We start from the raw sequence: 18181 nt of genomic DNA on the forward strand, positions 1-18181 counted from the left end.
GAAAGGAATTCTGTTGAAAAAAGCTTTTTGTTCCTGGAGCGGTGGAAAAGATAGTTGTTTGGCGTACTACCTTGCCCAACAAGAAGGTATTACATTTAGTTATCTCTTTAATGTTTTAGATGAGGACGGGGAGACTTCATGTACCCACGGACTCCCAGCTTCATTAATGCGACTTCAAGCTAAACTTGCCGGTATTCCTCTCGTGCAGTTGAAGACGAATGGAATAAGGTATGAAGAAGATCTCAGAAAACAACTTCATGAATTTAAAGACCAAGGCATCAATACAGGCGTTTATGGTAACGGTGATATCAGCCCCATTTGGATAGGAGGCGTTTCTAAAGAAGAGGGTTTGGACCCGGTCTTCCCGCTGAAAGATATCCATAAAACCGAAGTTCTCAATAAATTGATTGTCCTCGGCTTTAAGACCATCGTTGTAACGGCGAGGGCGGACTTGCTGGGTCAACAATGGCTTGGTAAGGAAGTCGATGAACAATTCATTATTGATTGGGAACAATTGAAAAAGAAACATAACATCACCCCTGATCAAGAGGCTGGTTTGTATCATACTCTAGTTCTGGCTGGGCCGATCTTCAAAGGGCAATTAGAAATCGTTAAAACCGAAAAAGTATTAAGGAACGGCTACTGGTTTTTGGACGTCCGCGCTGTTGCGGATACCCAGTGAAAAAAATTGCATGGGTGAATGATAGTATGAATACGATTGTTCCACCTTTAATCACCAAAAATGGGCAACGTGTATTGGAAAAAAGGTACCTAAAGCGAGTTAACGACAGATATGAAACGATTGACTCCATGTTCCGGCGAGTGGCTAAACGAGTAGCTTCGGCGGAGAGCCTTTATTCCTCCGGACCAGAAACCCAGATTATGGAGCAGGATTTTTTTCGGGCGATGGCGGCTCTCGAATTCCTTCCTAATTCGCCTACTTTGTTAAATTCCGATCTTGACGGGCAAATAGCATCTTGTTTTGTGTTGCCAGTTGGTGATTCAATCGATGAAATCTTCGAGGCGGTAAAAAACACGGCTCGTGTACACCAATCCTGCGGGGGTACAGGATTCTCGTTTTCAAGAATCAGACCCGAAGGTGATGTGGTGCATGATCAGCCTGGCATTGCGCCTGGTCCTGTGCCATTTATTCAAGCGTTTTCATTAGCCTCAAACCTGGTAAAGCAAGGAGGTGTGAGACAAGGGTGTAATATCGGCATCTTGAACGTTGACCATCCAGACATCCTGAAGTTTATCGCGATGAAGGATGATCCAGAGTATCTGACCAACTTCTGTATTTCAGTAGCGATTACCGACAAATTTCTAGATGCTCTCTTCACTGGGGGAGATTACGATTTGATAAACCCCCGTACGGGTCAAATCCAGGGTTATCTAAATGCTCAATTTGTGTTTGATAAAATAACTAATCAATCTTGGAAAACTGGAGATCCTGGATTGATTTTTATCGATCGAATAAATCGTGATCAACCTACGCCGATTTTGGGTAAAATTGAAGCAGTAACAAGTTGTGCCGAACAAGTACTCCTACCATTCGAGTGTTGTCACCTTGGCTCAATAAATTTGGCCAAAATGTTGAAAAATAGCACCGATGGGACACTTGTAATCGATTACCCCAAAATTGCCCGAACCGCAAGGCTCGGTATCAGATTTCTGGATGATTGTATAGACATTAATAATTACCCTCTTCCTCAAATTGAGGAGGCCACAAAGCGGACCAGGAAGATTGGCTTGAGCGTTATGGGATACGCAGACATGCTGGTCATGCTTGAGATTCCTTATGACTCTGATTTGGCCCTGGAAACTGCGAATAAAATCATGAGACTTATAGACGATGAAGCCCACATAGCCTCACAGGAACTCGCCCAAAAGAGGGGGGTATTCCCTGCATATAGCGGAAGTAAGTACGACCGCCCCAACGGACAGCGGTTACGGAATGCTTCATGCACGATGATAGCTCCGACAGGTTCTCTGAGCCTGATCGCCGGATGTAATAATGGGATCGAACCTTTTTTTTCTATGGTCTTTGTCAGGAACATTCTTGATGGCGAACATTTACTAGAAGTGAATCCATACTTTGAAACTTACGCTAGAGAAAATGGTTTCTTTAGTGAAGATTTGTTGTATCGCCTTGTTCAAGGAGAAAATTTAAGGGATGTACCCGGAATTCCGGAAGCTGCAAAGCGCATTTTCGTTACCACAAATCAGGTGAAACCTGAATGGCATGTGAGGACTCAAGGTGTCTTTCAAAAGAATATCGACGGTGCAATAGCCAAAATGATTAACGTGCCCGCAAGCACAACCCCCCAAGAGATTGGAGAGATTTTCCTGATGGCTTATCGTGAGGGCGTGAAGGGTGTAACGGCATATCGTGACACAAGTCGGAAGATCCAATCCTTGTGCAATGACGAAAATGGTTGTGATCTTGTCAGGGATTACATGCGGAAGCTTTAAAGGGAGACTTCCCGTTAATCACTACTAACACCGACTGCCAGTCAAAGTTGAGGTTAGTAAGCTTTTCAAGGGAACAACGAGTGATTGTCTCTTGAAGTTGCCCGGGATTCTGGCACACCAAGCAAGGTGTTCGATTGTCAATTCCCGCATGAATCAAGAATGATGCCGTCTGTTTTGGTGATTGTCTCACTCCCGTCAGCACTAAAAGGTTAAAACCACGTTCAAGGGCAAAAACCATTCGCTTGCGTTTCAATCTTAGGTCTCGCCCGCCATCATGTGGTAAGGGGTGATAGGTGAATATCTGACAATCTGAGAGTGAAACTGGGACTTTCGCTGCAGTAAGTTGGATTGTGCTGATACCCGGAATAATCCTCATATCAAACTTATTGAAAATACGTTTCAGATCCTCGAGTCCTGCAGGCGCAATCAAGGGATCGCCAGTTTTCAATATTGCTATTGATGCATGAGCCGAGAAAGCTTCCAGAGCTGTTTTTTCGATGATCTGTTTGTAATCCGCACACGTTTGAAAGATTATTCGTTTCCCGTCAGGTAATTTACCAAGAGGTTTAAAATCCAGCTCCCACCCGATTATCCAATCTGATTGTTCGATTGCTGTAAGAGATGCTGGAGAAACCCAGTCTGAAGATCCCGGACCAACACCGATGATAGACACTTTGGGTTTACTCAAAGTTGATGACCCGCAATAAATATTGAGGGGTAAAAAATGCGCGCGAGGCTTTCGAGACCATCAACCATTCTGGGACCGGCTCGACTAATCAAGCTACTATCAACTCCGTACACTTGCCTCGTTAATATGGCTTTTACGTTGGCTAGTTGGGGCTCGTTCAATGCCTTTTCAAAGGGGGCTTGTGGATTTTCGCCGTACCCCGTTTCCGCAATAATAATGTCCGGATTTGCGCGAGCGATTTCGCTTAGAGTTGGCCTTGGGTAACCGGTACCAAAATCCCGGCCAATGTTATATCCTCCAGCCAAGTCCGTAAGTTCATCTCCAATCGTACCAGCTCCAAATGTCTTCCATGTCTCTAATTCATGCAAAAAATATACCCGAGGTCTTTGGTTTAAAGCCAGCCTTTTGGTCTTAGCTGTTACACTTTCAATCCGGGTATTGAGACTTTTGATCAGCATTTCTACCGCTGCCTTTTTCCCAGAGCATTGGCCGAGGATTTCGATAGTCTTGAGCATACCAGGCAAGTTGCTCGATTCCAAAATTAGAACTGGGCGGTGAGTCGCCTCAAGACTTTTCATGTTTCTATCGTATTGAATTTTGCTTGCTAGTATTAAATCGGGCAAAGCCAAGTTTATTCTGTCAATATCCACCGTGCTATAACCGCCAATTTTTGGTTTAAGCTGAGCCTCTTTCGGGTAATCACAAAATTCGGTTACACCGCATAATAATTCTTCTGCTCCAAGTGCGTATATTGATTCGGTTATACTAGGGGCTAAGGACACAACACGTCTAATGGGAAAATTTATGTTTATTTCACGATCTATTTGGTCAATTACAATCAACGATCTCGATCCTTTTTGACAAATTATAACGGATCAGGTTCAAGTTCAGTATGGTAATGGGGATTTTTAGCGAGTTGTCGGCTGCAAGCCATTTTGCACGCTCTGGTGACTGCCTTGGCGATAAGTTCGCCCAATTTGGTGTGGCCGCCAACGTATCGGCAAGGAAAATCATGGCCGGATACTACGATAATTTGATCCGTACCAGTCCCCGTTGCTTGCAATCTAGGATTAAAAGAACTATGAATCATGAGGTCTTGGAGGGCGATCCCTTTGGCTTCGGTAATTGTTATAAAACTAGATGCCATTGTAGCTAATGAGAGCGAGGCATTTGTTGAGAGAATGATGTTAATGGTCCCGCATTCAGTGAATTTTCCACCAATCTCGATTCCATGAGCGGTATCAACCCCAACTCTGAGTGCGTTGTGTTTGAAGCCAGCTGTGACCCACGCGACAACCCAAAAATCCCCAAAAGTTTCTTCTGCGTATTCCATTTCGTTCATATCCACCCCCGTGGAAATCAACGAAATATCTTCCAAGTTAACATCATAAATGTTAGCTAGTTGAAGCGCGATCTGTCTCAAGTGATCGTTAAAATCGCAATTTATGTGATGAAGATAGTCACACAACGATTTCGGAAGGTAGCAATTACATACAAGCTTTGGAAAACTATAACCATTGTCACCGGAAAGACTTGGCCTGGGTTCGCTAAAACGCAAAGCTATTAGATTGGCTTTTTCGTCGTCTGTCTGATAGTCAACAAAATCAGCAATTACTCCATGGCATTTATAGATTTCTCGCTTATCGATAAGTCGTATCATAGCAAGTGTTCCAATATGCTACACGAATGAATAGCTTCTGATGTTGGCAACAACTTCGCGTAATATTTCTAAGGAACTTTCAAGTTCGGATTCGCTGTTTGCCTTACCTAATGACATTCTAATCGAGCAGTTTGCGAGTTCACGTTCAACTCCCATTGACAAAAGAACGTAGGGTGCTTCGTGAGTATTTGAACTGCAGGCTGAACCAGTTGAAACACATAAACCTCGTTTAGCCAATTCTTTGCAGAGGTATTCACCCTCTACCCCTTCGAAACTGATGTTAATGTTGGTTGGGAGCCGGTGTACCTCATGGCCATTTAAAGTAGTATGCGGGATTTTACTTATTATGCCATTTATCAGTTTCGTAGCTAAATCTTTGATCCGCTTTGAATCATCGATCATTTCTGCCCTGGCAATCTCCGCTGCTTTGCCTAATCCAACTATGCCGGGAACATTTTCAGTTCCGGATCTGAAACCTTCTTCCTGTCCACCACCGAATATCATCGGATAAAGAGATATTTCTTTGCTAACGTAAAGCGCCCCCACACCTTTTGGCCCTGAAAACTTGTGACCTGAGAGGGAGAGAAGATCTAATTGGGTTTTTTTAACGTCTAGCGGTAAATGCCCAATCATTTGAACCGCATCGGTATGAAATATTACCCCATGTTTGTGACAGACACTACCGATTTCTGATATTGGTTGAAGAGTACCGACCACATTGTTTGCGGTCATGATAGTGACAAGAACAGTGTCACTAGTAATTGCTCTTTCTAACGCTTGAGGAGAAACTTGGCCTTTATTATCAACTGCAAGATAGGTAATTCGCCAACCAAGTTTTTCAAGGTGATGGCAAGTCTCCAATACTGCATGGTGTTCTATTTCAGAAGTGATGATGTGATGACCTCGGTTGGAATACGCGTTGGCAACCCCAACAATTGCCAGGTTATCCGCCTCTGTTCCGCCACTTGTAAACACTATCTCATCGGATTGACAACCAAGTAGTGTAGCCAGACTTTCTCTTGCGTTCTCAATAGCATTATGTGCTCGGATTCCCATCGGGTGAATAGATGAAGGATTACCATAATCGATACAAAAATAGGGCATCATCGACTCCAAGACTCTGGAGTCGATAGGGGTGCTAGCGGCATTATCGAAATAAATTAATGACACGAATATCAACCATTACATTTTAAGCTAACATGCTGGAGCTCTTGGTGTTGGGCTTCTAAGACTTTTATACGCAACAATCGTTGCATCAATTTCTTTGCCTAAAGCTTCAATTTCCCTCAATTGATTTTCATCCAATTCAGCGTATTCACTTCTGTCTGAGTTAAAAGCAATTAATTGTAAACCCAGTTTGCGTTCAAGGCTGCGGACTTTATCGAGATTATCGTCATCGAGCCGTTTAACAGGAATTTTTACGAAACAATGGGTCATTTCTCTCGCCATTTATTTTTACCTCTCGTTTTATAGAAGCAAGTATAGCAAATATATGACACTAGCACTGGCTAAAATATCGAATGCGGCAACAGTTCTAAATAATTTTACTGAATGTAAGATCGTTTCCGATGTTAGTGGATTGATCGCGTCACCAAGAGAGTAATACCCTGATCGATCCAATCTTGCATTTAACGCTCCAGCAGTAGCGGACATAGGCCAACCAGCATTAGGACTTTCTGTATTAGAGTGATCCCTCAACATAATTTTCCAAGATTGCCTGGTATTATAGCCCAATATCCAACTCCCCAGCACGAAGAGTAAACCTGTTAATCGGGACGGGATGAAGTTAAGTATGTCGTCGAACCGCGCAGCAAACTTACCGAGGTATTCATATTTCCCTCGATGACCGATCATGCCATCAAGCGTGTTTGCAACCCGATAAGCAATTGCGCCAGGTACACCTAGGATCAAAAAATAAAAAAGTGGTGCCACAAAAAAGTCTGAAGCATTTTCAACAAGCGATCTGATCGTGGAGGATATGATCGCAGGCCTAATTTCTTCGCCGCCCTTTATTTCAACGGTCGACAGAAGATATCTGATATCGACAGCGGCACTTGAAGGATTGTTAACTTGACCATTTTCAAGAAAAATTTTGACAAGCAAAGAGAGTCGACAGCTATATCTGAGACAAAATGCAGGTTTCAATAATACACTTCCAAGTACAACATAAACCAAGATTCCGAATCCTGAGGCATAGGCGAGAATTAGGAAGCTCAAGTACCCCAAGCCTAGGATCAGGAACAAGGAACCGAGTGCCCCAAAAACAAATTGCCAAATTTTAGAACGGATTTCCAAGCCGAATTTTTCTAAAATGGCAATGATCTTACCAGTCCAAACCGTCGGATGTATAATGGATGGAGGTTCAGAAACCACCAAATCAAGTAGGATCGCCAGCAATAATATGATCACGTTTTCGTAACTCATGAGAAAAACCTCGTTAGAGAATTGTTACCGGTTTCCATGACTTATCTCTCATGTCTGAAGTTACTTGGTCAACGTTTGGCAAGTACACTTTGGCTCTAGCCACTGCCGATTCAACCTGAGGCCTTGTTGCCGAAGGCCAGGGAGCGCTTGGTACAGAGATATACGATGTCACTCTAAAAATTATTTGATCGTTAACACCTGCGATAAACTTGGCTAATTGTTCTATCTCATGTGTTTCTACCAATCCGGGAATATAGGCGATTTCTGCCTGAATCTGCTTCTCCATCGCGCAGAGGGTTTTGAAATTATCGAGTATTTGTTCGTTGGTTTGTCCAGTATATTTCCTGTGGATTTCAGGATTGAATGCTTTAAAACTGAAAATAATCTCGTCTATTGCATTTACGTCAGCCAAAGTAAGTCCATTGGTGAGAAGTATATTTGTTGATTTGAAACGGTCGTGTATAGCCCTTGCTAAAATTGGCATATCTGGATCAAGAGACGCCTCCTTACCCATAAAGATGGTGTAGTGAGGATCAAGATGTTCTGTTTTAAGCAACACTTCATCATTAGAAAAAAAACGATCCGGTTCGGCGATGACGCTCATCTTGCTGAAGTCAATAAAATCATTGTCTAGAAGCCCAAGATCATCTCGATAGAATCGTTTGTAACACCCTTTACAATTTAGATTGCAGCCCCAAAAATGCAAATCGAGTATGTGTCTTTTAGCCTCATAAGTGACCTGGAACACGTTCATCTGATCTGGCTCTTAACCTTTTCGTTTTGGCTTGCTTTTTGTGGGATAACCATTATGGTGTTCCAATGGGAATTATAAGAAGCACTTGCTCCTAAAGTTGTCCAACTCAACTTTTCTGCAGGCGTAGCCAGTTCCTCACAAAGAAGTACTTGAGTTGTTCGATCGACTTTTTGTGAGAGAAGAAACTCGGCTATATCTTCAGTAGACTGTTCGATATCACTAGAAATAATTACATTACTCCCCTGATTAAAAGCTTGAATCATTCGAGTTCGGTTGGTTTCAAGTAAATCAAGATCGATTCCACCGTTTTTATCTGGACTGAAAACAACCATTAAAGTATTTTCTAACGATACGCCTGCCGCCGCCGCTGCGAGTTGAAATCTGCTAGAGCATGGGACAAAATCAAGTGTAAAATCCTCGAACGTTTCTTGGAAATATTGAACGGGAACCGAATAAACTAAGGGATCGTCAAGAACGAGAAGAACAATGTTTTGGTTGTGCAGCTTTGCGTAACGAGTCGCTGTTTTTAGAATTTCCCTATATTGGGTGGGATCCTGGATAAATATCATTTTATCTAAAATTAGCGACTCAACGATGGAAATCGATGCCTGCCATCCGACGATTATATCCGCCACCTTAAGAATTTCCTTTGCCTTATCGCAAAGATATGGCGATCCCGTTATACCCATCACGTAAGCCCGTGGTTTAGGCTCAACCTGGCTCGTAGGGCTAATGTCCATTCTATCCATCTTCCAAGTATTCATTGATAACAGGATCTGGAAAGAGGCTTACAACCTCATATTTGAGCTGCTCTTCGCCCGTAAATGCTAATACCCTGTTGAGGTGGCGCTTCGCGATGTTAGTAGCCTGCTCCATTTGGTCAGGCGTAGGACGTTTCCAAAGGTTATTTCCAGCCTGGAAATAGGGCAGTATAATGTACAATAGGTTTTTGTCTATCCCTGAAATAAACTCTGCGATACGTTCCGTTTCTTCCAAGTCGATGTATCCCGGGATGAAGACCGATTCGATAACCAAGTCCTTCCCTGAACGATAGAGTTTCCGCAAATTTTCTATGATACGAGCGTTCGAGACACCAGTGTAGTCTCGATGAATTTCATCACTGACAGCTTTAAGCCCAAAACCAATCTTGTGGGTGGACCTGAGGTCAGGGAGTTCGTAGCCGTTTGTAAGAAGTAAATTACGGCTAGCAAATCGTTTTGAAATTTCTTCAGACAAGTGACCATAGAAGGGAAACGTCGAAGCCTCTTGACCTTCGAATGTCACCTCTTCTAACTCCACTCTACTTAGTATTTCCATTACCTGATCATAGGTTAAGAACTGTGTTGGCGGTATTGCCATCTTAGGTTGTTGGAGGTTATAGCCTACGCAATCGCCCAACATCGAACTGAAAACTCTTCGTTGGCAATAACACCCTTTGCAATTCAAGTTACAACCCCAGAAAAATAGACTGGCAGCTTTTGTTGAGGGTGCATAAGTGATGTGATATATATTAGTTAGCATATGGCGATCATCGCATTCCTATTCATTAAAAAAGTCTGACCAATTCATATTCCATCGTTTCGTCGCCTCCCCAGCCGTGAACATTTTCAAGATACCTTTTCGCCACGGATACTGCTTCAGCCATTTCAAGGGGATTTGGCCGTCGCCATGGATTGTGGCCCGCTTTGAGGTAAGGTAGCATAACATATGGAATTTGCTTATCTACGCTCGCAATGAATTGAGCGATTTTCTCGATCTCTGGCAGCGCAATATATTCAGGGATAAACACCGATGTCGCAGCGAGCTTAATCCCTGAATTGTATAGACGTTTGAAGTTTTGTAGTACCTTTACGTTGGATTGTCCCGTGTATTCCTTATGCAAATTATCCGTGATCGCCTTAATCCCAAAAGCAATCTTGTCCGTGTTTTGAATGTTGGGAATCTCGAAACCATTCGTAAGCAGGTGGTTTTGACAACCGAAAGTAGAGTGCAAGGTTTTTGTTAATTCGCCATATTCTGGATCAATACCAGCTTCCTGGCCTTCAAGGTAAACTCTTTCTAGTTCGACTGTCTTAAGAATGTCTACTATCTCAGATATTTCCAAAAATACTTGTGGAGGGCTGGCGATTGTGGTGGGTTCGGCTCGGAATTGATCAAGATTTTCTTTCAGCAGAAAATTGTATATTTGTTTTTGGCACAAACAACCGCGACATCGGAAATTGCATCCCCAAAAGAAGATTGTCGCCTCTTTGGCAACCGGCGCATATGAAATATGGTAAACTTTTGTCTTCATATAAATGGTTGTGATTTGGGGGGGACGAATAATAAGCGGATTTAAACTACCCGCTGCACATCAAACAAAATTTCCTGCTCGGTGCCCTGGCAGCCGGACACATTATAAAGGTATTTGGACGCGACCTGGACCGTTTGCTCGATTTCTGTGAGGTTAGTTTTACGCCAGGGATTATTGCCGGCTGGAAAATAGGGCAACACGAAATACGGAATTTTCTTATCAACACTTGATATAAATCGAGCAACCTTTTCGATTTCCTCTTTCTCCACCAATCCTGGTATGAAGATGGTCGCCGCCGTAAGATTGATGCCATCCTCGTAATACTTAATGAAATTTTGTTTAACGATATTGACGTCTCGTCCTGTGTACCATTTGTGTAAATCGTCAGAAATTGCCTTGATTCCGATTTCGACGCTATCCGTATTTTCAGTACTGGGTTTGAAGAATCCATTTGTGTATAAAATGTTCTCTGTATGATATCGGGCATGGAAATCTGCTGTGATTTCAGCATAATGTGGGTCAATGGTTGCTTCCTCACCGGTTAAGAATATGCGCTTCAGGTTTAGAGAAGATAGTTGGCGATCGACTTCTTCAAGGTCGAGGAATCGACTCGGTTTGAATTGTTGGGTCTGAGACTCTTTGCCGGTTCGATATTCTTTCAGCAGGTGATCAAATATCCCCTCTTTACAAAGGCAACCCTGGCAGGTCATATTGCAACCCCAAAAACGAAGTGAAGCGCTCGAAGTCTCTGGGGTATAGGTTATATGGTATATGTTTGTCTTCATACAGTTAAATCTTACAAAATGGTAGCCATCTCCATCTTTTCGGCTAAGGCACAATTTTCAATATCTAAATACCAAAAAGGACATCTGGTTGGCTTTCCATCGAAAAGACCATATTCCCGGAATACTAAATTAGATTTTCGAATGTCAAGTCGGTTCTTAAACAGGGGGCCGTCTATTGTAAGTGTATGATAACAACCGACCTCTCCATTATGAGAATTTGAGTGAAGGTTTTGGAGATCCCTCAGCATCTCCCAATCCATGATTTTACCTATCCAATTATTACCGAGTTTATTGTCGTCGGACGCAATAATGAGGGCTTTGAAGCCTGATTCGATCAAGTCACTCAAAATGCTAACCCTGTTCTCATCCCAAAGAGGCAATATGATTTCCATGTCGGCAGCCTGGCATACCCGTTTGATCCAAGTGAGATGATCTTTTGCATCTGGATTTCCCAGACTTACGTCCCCAAATACTCCTGCGGTAATACCGTCTCGACGAAAATCTTTGAGCATTTTAATATAGCTCTCAGTGTATTGTGCGCTGGATGTCCATTGGATCCTTAAAGGGATATCCATCGCTTTGGCTTGTGCCTCCAATATTTCCGGCATAAGATGATGCGGATACAAACGCCCCATTTCCGTAGTTACCATACTCGCGAGAGTACGGACGTTATGCCCGGCATTGATTGCCCGATAACATGATAAAGTGCAATCCTTGCCTCCGCTCCACGAAACGAAAACGTCCATCTGTCCTAGTTTCTCCTTCATATATTCGATGCCCTGGTGATAGATACCAAAATCTCCTAAAACGGTGACCGCATTGATTATCCGAAATGATCTTTGATGGTGTATTTATTGACAGCCAAGGCTGCTTGGGTGCGGTTCTTCACTCCCAATTTGTGAATGATGCTGGCGACCAATTTCTTTACACTAATTTCCGATAGCGATAATGATCTGCTTATTTCCTTATTGGCGGCACCCCCAGATAGGAATTGCAGCACTTCTTGCTCTCTGGGAGACAGCAGTTCAGTCAGAAGAGGGGCTTCGTTTTCGAGTTTTTCGTTGTTTAATTGCATTTTTTGCTGCAATTTCAAGTTAGATATTGCCTTACGGAAAATATCTCTTTCCCAAACCAAACCACCCCTGACCACAAGCCTTATGGAATTCAAGATAAAATCCTTAGTGCTATCTTTTGTGATGAAACCCGAAGATTGGCTTTCGATTGCATCCTGCGCGAAGAATTCGTAGTTATAACCGGAAAGCAACAGGATTGGGGATTCACAGCCAACTTTTTTGATCTCTTCCATTGTTGCAAAGCCGTCTTTTCCAGGCATCTTTACGTCCAATAAAATAACGTCGGGTTGTTTTGTGCGAATCTGCTCAATCGCTTCGTCACAATTTGATGCTTCACCGATGACTTCTATGTCGGTTTGATTTTGCAGGATCATTTTCAATCCATTGCGCACAATTTCGTGGTCGTCGACGAGTAGCACCATTATTGGTTTGGTTTCATCCTTGCGAAAATTCAATTGTTTTAAAACTAATGTCGAATCCATTTACGTACCAAATCGAATGGATCACTACTGGATCGGGACCAACGCTTCGATAGCCGTCCCATTTTCGTTACTTCTAACCAAGAAGGTGCCACCCACCATTTCTATCCGATGTTTCATACTTTTTAATCCGCTTGGTCTTGGATTTTGTAATGCTTTCTCAATGTTAAATCCATTACCGTTGTCCTCGATTAGCATTCTGATGCTCGATCCTATTCGACATAGGGAAACAAAAATAATTGTTGCGCGCGCATGTCGTTTGATGTTGAAGATAGCTTCATGAAATACGCGATAGAGAGTGATTTCGGAGGTTTGACATAAATTTGCTGTATTGCACTGAATCTTGAGATGACATTCAAATCCCTCATGCCCATTTAGGGCGTCCAATTCATTGGTAATTAGAGAGATAAGATGGTACTTAGCGAGGGTAGAAGGATAAATACCATTTATGACATCTCGTGTTTCTTGTATGGTGAATTTAACGTTTGCACGGATTCTTCGAATCATCTCGCACGTATCCGGATGATCTAGCATCTCGAGGGTTTCAAGTTCGTGGAATACTCCGGTGAGAGGCTGAATTATCCGATCATGGATTTCTAATGCTATAGATTCTCTTTCTCGTTCTTGGGCTTGAACATAACCGATACTGATTTCAGGTATTTGTGATTGCCTTGTGCAGATCATAATAAAATCATCCTGAAATATATTTTATAGTTTGATATGGGATTGGTCCCACACTGTCATTTTGGCTCAGATTTGATCTCATATCCACCTCAAGCTGATAAAGGCGAGCGAATCCATCACTGTGTTAGCGAAGGGAAGGAATAATCACTCGGGTTGGAGTCTGGTGTTGTTGTGAGCTGGGTTATGAACACCAGCTCACAACAACTAAATCGTCTAGGGTACTAATCGGTTGTAAAGAATGATAACCAATGTTTAGGTTAATATGTAGTTAATATACATTAAATTATACTAATTAATCCGTTTTGAAGCTCGCTATCCTAGAAAAATCAGCATTTATGCTTAGACCGCTATTGTACTTAAGGCCAATGGATTAGTACTGGGACTTCCATAATCTGCGGCTGTAAGGAGCAAGGGAGGCGAACGTTTAGCGAGAAAAACTATTAGCAGAGCGCCCTGTTATAAACAAAGCTCCCCTGTGAGAAGGGGGGCTTCCCTGCTGAAGAGCCCCCTTTTCATAAATGTTCTCTCGGTTGGTTTTTAATCTCACGAATTGAAAACCGAGATATTGTAAGAAGTTGTAGGTACTGGTAAAGATGCTAGTTCTTAAATGAAAAGGGGAGAAACCCAAACGTTTCTCCCCTAGACGACGAAATTACTTCAATCTAGGCTTTTGCTCCACGCGCTCTGCGAACTGCCAATTGCCATGCAATAGCCAACAAGATAAGAGCCGGTAACCCCGTCACAAGCAATAACATCATCGGGGCTTTTGTGACCCGCTCTTCGACTGCTTCTAATACGTTTTGGATTGTAAACATAAGTAATAACAAACCCGCGATTCCAATTAACCAATCGTACCATTTTAGGGATATATTACGTTTGCTGAGCCACCAAGCTATACCCACAAGGCCAGCTCCAACTACCAATGCTACAAAGAACCACATGATAAATCCTCCTATTTATTGTATCCGATGTCCCAGGCTTCGATGGATGTATCGGAACCGAGCGACGGTAGCGATAAATCCCACCAACTCTCCATTTCTTCGGGGGGAACAACTCCATACCCAAAGCTTTTACTAATGTTGAACAGGAAGCCATTGAACAGTGGCACGGTCGAGATCATACCTTTTGACAGTTTGTGGATCATGGCGCTTGTGTCAACGTTAAAGCTACATGTGCCGTAGCATATGCCGCAACCGCCGGCGTTGTAAGCATAGTATAAGTGGCATGTATCACCATCACACCAATATGCCTTTTTACCTGGGAAGTGATATACACGTTCCTTTCCGCGCGATAGAGGGATTTCCCAGGTCGGTTCCTTTTCGCGAGAGATTGAGTTGGATGGGCAGAATTCAGCGCATTTTCCACAAGTAGCGCAGAACTTAAACATGCCAGCATCAATCGGTGCTTCTGGGGCCAGCGGAATATCAGTCCAAGCCGCAAAGGTACCGACACATGAACCATCTTCAGGCGTAAAACAAAAATTGTCTTGCCTAGCCATTTCGGCGGCGCCACCCATAATACATGCTGCGGGGCTAGATATGGGATCATTGCCATCAGACATATGTGTATAGTAGTGATACCCTAATCCGTATAGGAAAGCATGTGGTCCTTGAGCTAACGGACCGTTACGCAGTCCTCGTGTGCCGTTGGCTATGTTCTTGAAAATTGAAGGTGATCGCCTCCATAATTCTTTGGACATCGGAGTGACTATACCGATAAGGTACATTTGTTTGTTGCCGGGCAAGGTAATCGAGGTTGTGTTTTCGTAACCAACGTCCTCGTTCACCCACTTGAATTCTTTAGACACAGTAAGTGGGGGTGGCCATTCTCTACCGAGTAATCCTTCCGAACCCGTTTTCAGATATTTGAAGTGCATCTTTTTTGAATTGGAGTCAACGGTTGATATGCCTATTTGACTGGCGCCCCATAGTCTGGTCGCGGCATGAAGAAGTTTACTATTCTCTTCGGGCGAACCTTGCCATCTGGGTACACCTAGTTCCTCAGGGCTCTTAACCTTTTTTGATCCAGTCCACGTTTTCGTCGGTCCACCAGGAGAAGCCTTATCAAGAGCGTAAGTCGGGTGACTATAACCTGGAACATTGGCTTTCATGTTGGCCAATTCTTCATTAGCGCGTTTATTCTGTGATTCTAATGCTTCCATTTCATCGAAACCGATGTATAGAGCATGGGTATGAATATGGTGAGCTTCGAGGCGCTGGTCAAACGAACCATCCATCATGCTCCAGTCAATGTCGGTGGTCGGATTGCCTATTTCCCTGGATTTTACCCACCAAGGACGCTTGTTATAACTAGGGGAAGACAATAATTCATCTAGATCATGAAATGCTGGACTAGTCAGTGAGGCCGCTCCGACACCAGCGCCGGCTAAGCCGAGCCCTTTCATGAACTCGCGTCGCGTAACTGTACTGTGGAATGTCGACATTCTAACCCCCTATCAATTCTTTCGCCTGCATCGGTCTTTCCCGATTGCCATCCGATCTTTAATGCCAACTATCATTCGAAGACTTTAACGTTTTCGGAACAGGGTTGAGAAAAGATACTAATTCCTGTGTAACTCTTACTCTAAGATATAGGCACATTATTATTTTCGCATCGTACTTAAGGACTATTTATCTAAGCATTTTGGATTTTCCACAAAACTAAGGTATATATTCGAATGTAAGAATTTATTCCCCCCAATTGTTAATTTGGTTTTGGATGAAAAACCAAATAAATAGGCTGGGATGGAACATCCCAGCCTATTCCTAAAGATCGTTTAGGGCTAATCCGCTGCATTCCATGCATTCAAAGTGTTGTCTACGCCCCATGACGGAAGACCGGGAGCGATGTCCCACCAATCCTCGGCATCAACGAATCCATAGTCGAAAGACTTGCTCATCTGATAAAAGAAGCTGTTGAACATCCCGGTGGTGGCTGCTGTTGCTCTAACCAGCTGGTGGATCATGGCAGCATCATGAGTGTTGAACGCACAGATCGGCCGGCATTGGATGCAGCCCGTCCTCCCTCTTGTTGCCTGACAACTGGTCAAGTCAGTCCAGAAGAGTTTCTTCCCCGGGTTATTATCAAGACTTGGAACTTTATAATCCCATCTGGGTATTTCCCACGAAGGTTCGGCGTCGAAGGATATTGCCTGGGCGGGGCAAGAATCCGCACATTTGCGGCAACTATGGCAAAACCTGAAGATTCCAGCATCTATTGGCTTGCTAGATGCCAATGGCAAATCTGTAAGAATGCTGTAGAAGCCGGAAACCGGGCCAAACTCAGGCGTGATCGTTACTTCGCTTGATCGCCCCATTTCACCTTGGCCGCTCAATACTGCGCCAGCCTCAGCAGGCATTAACCCACCGGGCTGGTCGGCGATTATTGTTGGAAGTTGTCCCGGCTTAGAGCTAGCCTGCACCCGCGAACAGTATCCATAGCCATGGTATCCAATCCCCCATAAAAAGGTTTGGAGACCGGGTAGAATTGATTCATGAAACATACGATAACGCGCATCGTTGGAGTCAGCCGCGATTGTGGACTTCCCTCCCGGATCAAATGAGATTGTACGCCAACCCGGTCTGGACATTTGAATACACACGCTTACATCCCACAGGTCTCCATTCGGTAAAACACATCTTTGCCCATCAGGAGTCTCATAACCTACGGCGACATCCTCGAAATCGAATTTTCTCCAATTTCCTGCAGGTGGCGGCCAGGGGCCGTCAATCCAGTTCGCTCCGGTTGAACTACCGGTAGGCCCAGTTCTATTATAGGTATATATTAGCTTTCTCTCGTCGGGTCCTAAGTGAGCACAACCAATCTGCGCCGCACCGAAGGTTTTCGCCACAGCTCTAATCATTTTGCTATTCTCTTCGGGAGTCCCTTGCCATTTCGGCAGTCCTATCCCCGGTCCGAGTATGTTTTCATTAGTCGGTGTTTGCAAAACACCCAAAAAGGTATTTCTCGAACCAATTGTACGAAATACGTGACCGCCGGCATTAAGGGCATAGTCCCTTACCGTAAAGCCCTTTTTCCCTAGAGAATCAATTGCATACTGTTTTTGTTCGGCGAGTATTTTTTTCCACTCGTCTGCACCCCAATGTTGTGCATTGACATAATTAGAGTGGCTGGTCAATCGGTGGTCAAATCGTTTGATTTGACTCCAATCAATTTCTACCGTGGGTTCATCTTTTTCCTTGACCCACCAAGGTCGCTTCCACCCTGGGCTTCCTGAAGATATCAGTTCATCGATATCATGAAAAGTTGGTGCTAAAGCCGCCGCAGCTCCTACACCCGCTCCCGCTAATCCCAATGCCTTCATGAACTCCCGCCTGCTAATTATGCTATGAAATTTGGACACTTATAACCTCCTTTAAGTTTCTCCGATCTATTGCTTTCATTCTTATCCGTGAACCTAAGATATGCACGAATTAACTCACCTCGCGGATTTGGACCCGGAACTTTGACAGGGATTCACTTGCCACCTGATAATAGACAATACGGAAGGCTATTAAACACTGACCCTTAACCGGCAGTCTTGATACCTTCCTTTCTGGCGGCCTCTCGCCCAGGCCGCCGGTTTTATTTGGGTTCCCAAAAACACAAAAAGCACCAAACCTCGCTAGGTCTAGTGCTTCAGAATCGATAGGCTACCCCCTTTCGCAAAGGTTTATGAGCCTTCAATGATTAAAATTATTAGACATCTTCTGCTTTTTTATATCCCCAATTCATCAATAATGCATCGTCCCAAAGGACTATTTATCTAAGCATTTTGGATTATGATTATAACTAAAGTATAAATAATTGAAAATAGTGGATTAAGAAAATGAACCGACGTGATTCAAGTAGGTATTGCTCCGCACTACC

General features: G+C 43.5%; 19 protein-coding genes. 2 read left to right on the plus strand and 17 right to left on the minus strand.

All coding sequences use genetic code 11. The annotated features are described in order from the left end of the window. Window positions 1-13: 13 nt before the first annotated feature. Both HX448_RS01605 and HX448_RS01610 read left to right on the plus strand, forming a co-directional pair. Window positions 14-682 carry a Dph6-related ATP pyrophosphatase gene (locus HX448_RS01605; protein ID WP_162485812.1) on the plus strand — a complete coding sequence of 223 codons (669 nt, stop codon included), beginning with the start codon at window positions 14-16 and terminating at the stop codon, window positions 680-682. Next, the gene (locus HX448_RS01610) at window positions 679-2472 is read left to right on the plus strand and encodes an adenosylcobalamin-dependent ribonucleoside-diphosphate reductase (protein ID WP_226846802.1); all 1794 of its coding nucleotides are present in this window, start codon (window positions 679-681) and stop codon (window positions 2470-2472) included. The genes HX448_RS01605 and HX448_RS01610 overlap by 4 nt, the downstream gene beginning before the upstream one ends. Here HX448_RS01610 and cbiE read toward each other — a convergent pair. The 17 genes from cbiE to HX448_RS01695 all read right to left on the minus strand — a co-directional run bounded on the left by cbiE (window position 2447) and on the right by HX448_RS01695 (window position 17675). Further along, entirely contained in the window at window positions 2447-3145 is a 699-nt protein-coding gene (gene cbiE, locus HX448_RS01615) for a precorrin-6y C5,15-methyltransferase (decarboxylating) subunit CbiE (protein WP_162485811.1), read from the minus strand. The two genes, HX448_RS01610 and cbiE, sit on opposite strands and share 26 nt — an antisense overlap. Window positions 3146-3156: 11 nt before the next feature. Further along, on the minus strand, window positions 3157-4002 hold the full coding sequence (locus HX448_RS01620) for an ABC transporter substrate-binding protein (protein ID WP_162485810.1): 846 nt from the start codon (window positions 4000-4002) through the stop codon (window positions 3157-3159). Window positions 4003-4025: 23 nt separating this feature from the next. Beyond that, window positions 4026-4820 carry an adenosylcobinamide amidohydrolase gene (locus tag HX448_RS01625; RefSeq protein ID WP_102331424.1) on the minus strand — a complete coding sequence of 265 codons (795 nt, stop codon included), beginning with the start codon at window positions 4818-4820 and terminating at the stop codon, window positions 4026-4028. A gap of 18 nt (window positions 4821-4838) precedes the next feature. After that, window positions 4839-5990 carry a cysteine desulfurase family protein gene (locus tag HX448_RS01630; RefSeq protein WP_102331467.1) on the minus strand — a complete coding sequence of 384 codons (1152 nt, stop codon included), beginning with the start codon at window positions 5988-5990 and terminating at the stop codon, window positions 4839-4841. A gap of 24 nt (window positions 5991-6014) precedes the next feature. Then, the gene (locus HX448_RS01635) at window positions 6015-6269 is read right to left on the minus strand and encodes a hypothetical protein (RefSeq protein WP_102331423.1); all 255 of its coding nucleotides are present in this window, start codon (window positions 6267-6269) and stop codon (window positions 6015-6017) included. 18 nt (window positions 6270-6287) lie between these two features. Further along, the gene (gene cbiB, locus HX448_RS01640; protein ID WP_102331422.1) at window positions 6288-7244 is read right to left on the minus strand and encodes an adenosylcobinamide-phosphate synthase CbiB; all 957 of its coding nucleotides are present in this window, start codon (window positions 7242-7244) and stop codon (window positions 6288-6290) included. A gap of 13 nt (window positions 7245-7257) precedes the next feature. Continuing rightward, the gene (locus HX448_RS01645) at window positions 7258-7998 is read right to left on the minus strand and encodes a radical SAM protein (protein WP_102331421.1); all 741 of its coding nucleotides are present in this window, start codon (window positions 7996-7998) and stop codon (window positions 7258-7260) included. Then, window positions 7995-8738: an SAM-dependent methyltransferase gene (locus tag HX448_RS01650; protein WP_162485809.1), complete on the minus strand. Its 744-nt coding sequence runs from the start codon at window positions 8736-8738 to the stop codon at window positions 7995-7997. The genes HX448_RS01645 and HX448_RS01650 overlap by 4 nt, the downstream gene beginning before the upstream one ends. Before the next feature lies 1 nt (window position 8739). Continuing rightward, window positions 8740-9519, minus strand: a complete 780-nt coding sequence (locus tag HX448_RS01655) for a radical SAM protein (protein WP_102331419.1) — start codon at window positions 9517-9519, stop codon at window positions 8740-8742. 25 nt (window positions 9520-9544) lie between these two features. Further along, window positions 9545-10291, minus strand: a complete 747-nt coding sequence (locus tag HX448_RS01660) for a radical SAM protein (RefSeq protein ID WP_102331418.1) — start codon at window positions 10289-10291, stop codon at window positions 9545-9547. 41 nt (window positions 10292-10332) lie between these two features. Then, window positions 10333-11076, minus strand: coding sequence for a radical SAM protein (locus tag HX448_RS01665; protein WP_102331417.1), 744 nt, complete (start codon window positions 11074-11076; stop codon window positions 10333-10335). Between the two features lie 11 nt (window positions 11077-11087). Continuing rightward, entirely contained in the window at window positions 11088-11822 is a 735-nt protein-coding gene (locus HX448_RS01670) for a Dph6-related ATP pyrophosphatase (RefSeq protein ID WP_102331466.1), read from the minus strand. 77 nt (window positions 11823-11899) lie between these two features. Further along, window positions 11900-12631: a response regulator transcription factor gene (locus tag HX448_RS01675; protein WP_102331416.1), complete on the minus strand. Its 732-nt coding sequence runs from the start codon at window positions 12629-12631 to the stop codon at window positions 11900-11902. Between the two features lie 24 nt (window positions 12632-12655). Further along, window positions 12656-13312, minus strand: coding sequence for a sensor histidine kinase (locus HX448_RS01680; RefSeq protein WP_102331415.1), 657 nt, complete (start codon window positions 13310-13312; stop codon window positions 12656-12658). A gap of 662 nt (window positions 13313-13974) precedes the next feature. Further along, entirely contained in the window at window positions 13975-14253 is a 279-nt protein-coding gene (locus tag HX448_RS01685; protein ID WP_102331414.1) for a dehalogenase, read from the minus strand. Window positions 14254-14264: 11 nt separating this feature from the next. Then, the gene (locus HX448_RS01690) at window positions 14265-15755 is read right to left on the minus strand and encodes a reductive dehalogenase (protein WP_102331465.1); all 1491 of its coding nucleotides are present in this window, start codon (window positions 15753-15755) and stop codon (window positions 14265-14267) included. A gap of 339 nt (window positions 15756-16094) precedes the next feature. Next, a complete protein-coding gene (locus HX448_RS01695; RefSeq protein ID WP_102331413.1) occupies window positions 16095-17675 on the minus strand; it encodes a reductive dehalogenase in 1581 nt (526 codons plus the stop codon). Window positions 17676-18181 lie beyond the last annotated feature (506 nt).

It is taken from the genome of Dehalogenimonas etheniformans (assembly GCF_014672715.2).
In the GTDB taxonomy this organism is placed as follows: Bacteria; Chloroflexota; Dehalococcoidia; order Dehalococcoidales; family Dehalococcoidaceae; genus Dehalogenimonas; species Dehalogenimonas etheniformans.

What these genes read in the sequence shown, in the direction of transcription:
- HX448_RS01625 (WP_102331424.1), bottom strand. Translation starts at nt 4,820, where the DNA reads ATGATACGACTTATCGATAAGCGAGAAATCTATAAATGCCATGGAGTA.
- HX448_RS01635 (WP_102331423.1), bottom strand. Translation starts at nt 6,269, where the DNA reads ATGGCGAGAGAAATGACCCATTGTTTCGTAAAAATTCCTGTTAAACGG.
- cbiB (WP_102331422.1), bottom strand. Translation starts at nt 7,244, where the DNA reads ATGAGTTACGAAAACGTGATCATATTATTGCTGGCGATCCTACTTGAT.
- HX448_RS01645 (WP_102331421.1), bottom strand. Translation starts at nt 7,998, where the DNA reads ATGAACGTGTTCCAGGTCACTTATGAGGCTAAAAGACACATACTCGAT.
- HX448_RS01650 (WP_162485809.1), bottom strand. Translation starts at nt 8,738, where the DNA reads ATGGACATTAGCCCTACGAGCCAGGTTGAGCCTAAACCACGGGCTTAC.
- HX448_RS01655 (WP_102331419.1), bottom strand. Translation starts at nt 9,519, where the DNA reads ATGCTAACTAATATATATCACATCACTTATGCACCCTCAACAAAAGCT.
- HX448_RS01660 (WP_102331418.1), bottom strand. Translation starts at nt 10,291, where the DNA reads ATGAAGACAAAAGTTTACCATATTTCATATGCGCCGGTTGCCAAAGAG.
- HX448_RS01665 (WP_102331417.1), bottom strand. Translation starts at nt 11,076, where the DNA reads ATGAAGACAAACATATACCATATAACCTATACCCCAGAGACTTCGAGC.
- HX448_RS01670 (WP_102331466.1), bottom strand. Translation starts at nt 11,822, where the DNA reads ATGGACGTTTTCGTTTCGTGGAGCGGAGGCAAGGATTGCACTTTATCA.
- HX448_RS01675 (WP_102331416.1), bottom strand. Translation starts at nt 12,631, where the DNA reads ATGGATTCGACATTAGTTTTAAAACAATTGAATTTTCGCAAGGATGAA.
- HX448_RS01680 (WP_102331415.1), bottom strand. Translation starts at nt 13,312, where the DNA reads ATGATCTGCACAAGGCAATCACAAATACCTGAAATCAGTATCGGTTAT.
- HX448_RS01685 (WP_102331414.1), bottom strand. Translation starts at nt 14,253, where the DNA reads ATGTGGTTCTTTGTAGCATTGGTAGTTGGAGCTGGCCTTGTGGGTATA.
- HX448_RS01690 (WP_102331465.1), bottom strand. Translation starts at nt 15,755, where the DNA reads ATGTCGACATTCCACAGTACAGTTACGCGACGCGAGTTCATGAAAGGG.